Genomic DNA, 994 nt, shown 5'->3' with positions numbered 1-994 from the left:
GTCGTTCTTTCGACGTGCTCATCAGGCCGCAGCCTACCTCTCACATATCAAACAGAAAGCGCAACTGTAGTGCTAGGGCCTGTTAGGGCTTGACGTAGTCTACTGTAGCAGCGATGAGGATGACGGAGAAGAAAGATGCAGCGGTCTTCTCATATCGGGTCGCAACAGCCCGCCACTCCTTGAGTCTTGCCCACAGGTTTTCGACCAGATGCCGGTGTCTGTAAGCCCATTTGGGACAGGCGGCTTCCGGATCATTCTTCCTTGGCGGGATGACAGGACGAGATCCCCGGTTCCAGAGATATTCACGGAATTTATGCGAGGCATACCCACGGTCACAGACGACATAGGTCGGTGGGTATGGCAGATCGTCGAGCAAGGAATAAGCGGATGGCAGTTCATGTGCCTGTCCGGGCAACAGTGTGAAGGACAGCGCCCTGCCATGTCCATCCGCGGCTACGCAGACCTTGGTGCCAAAGCCTCCACGTGAGCAGCCAGGCGCCTCACGATCCCTGAGGCATCCTCTGTATCCCCCTTTTTGACAGCCCCGGCCGCCTTGTGATGGCCACGGATCGTCGTGCCATCGAGGAAAACCATGCCGAGGGCCTGATCTTTGCCTTTGACCTTTTCAAAGAGGCGCTGCCACACCCCAAGCTTCGACCAGCGAATGAACAACTGTGCGGCAATCCACCAGGGACCAAACTCAGATGGCAGAGCGCGCCATTTTGCACCGTTCTGATGGCGCCAGAAAATCGCGGATATCGTCCGTCGAAGGTTCTTCGGCGGGGTCTTGCCCTTCGGGCGGACTGCCTCGATCAAAGGCTCCCAGACGGACCATGCGGTATCGGAAAAGACAGACTGCATCATGCTCATCATAAACAGCTATGCAGTCCGTTCTGTCATTCAAGGTCTAACAGGCCCTAAAGCATGTGATTTCTGCTGAGCATAAAAGCGAGCCTCAGCTTCTGCCGGGGGGATGTTTCCAATGGATGAAAGC

1 protein-coding gene is annotated in these 994 nt (G+C 55.9%); it reads right to left on the bottom strand.

Annotated features, from left to right (window positions below; translation table 11 throughout):
* Window positions 1-82: 82 nt before the first annotated feature.
* Window positions 83-861 (bottom strand): IS5 family transposase gene (locus MSKU9_RS10505; protein WP_227002464.1). Its coding sequence is split into 2 segments (ribosomal slippage): window positions 83-520 and window positions 523-861, totalling 777 coding nucleotides; the frame shifts between segments, so codons are not numbered across the junction.
* Between the last annotated feature and the right edge of the window lie 133 nt (window positions 862-994).

Origin of the sequence: Komagataeibacter diospyri (assembly GCF_006538165.1) — a bacterium.
GTDB classification, from domain to species: Bacteria; Pseudomonadota; Alphaproteobacteria; order Acetobacterales; family Acetobacteraceae; genus Komagataeibacter; species Komagataeibacter diospyri.
Note: the sequence above shows the minus strand (reverse complement) of the source record. Positions and strands in the feature narration are given on the sequence as shown.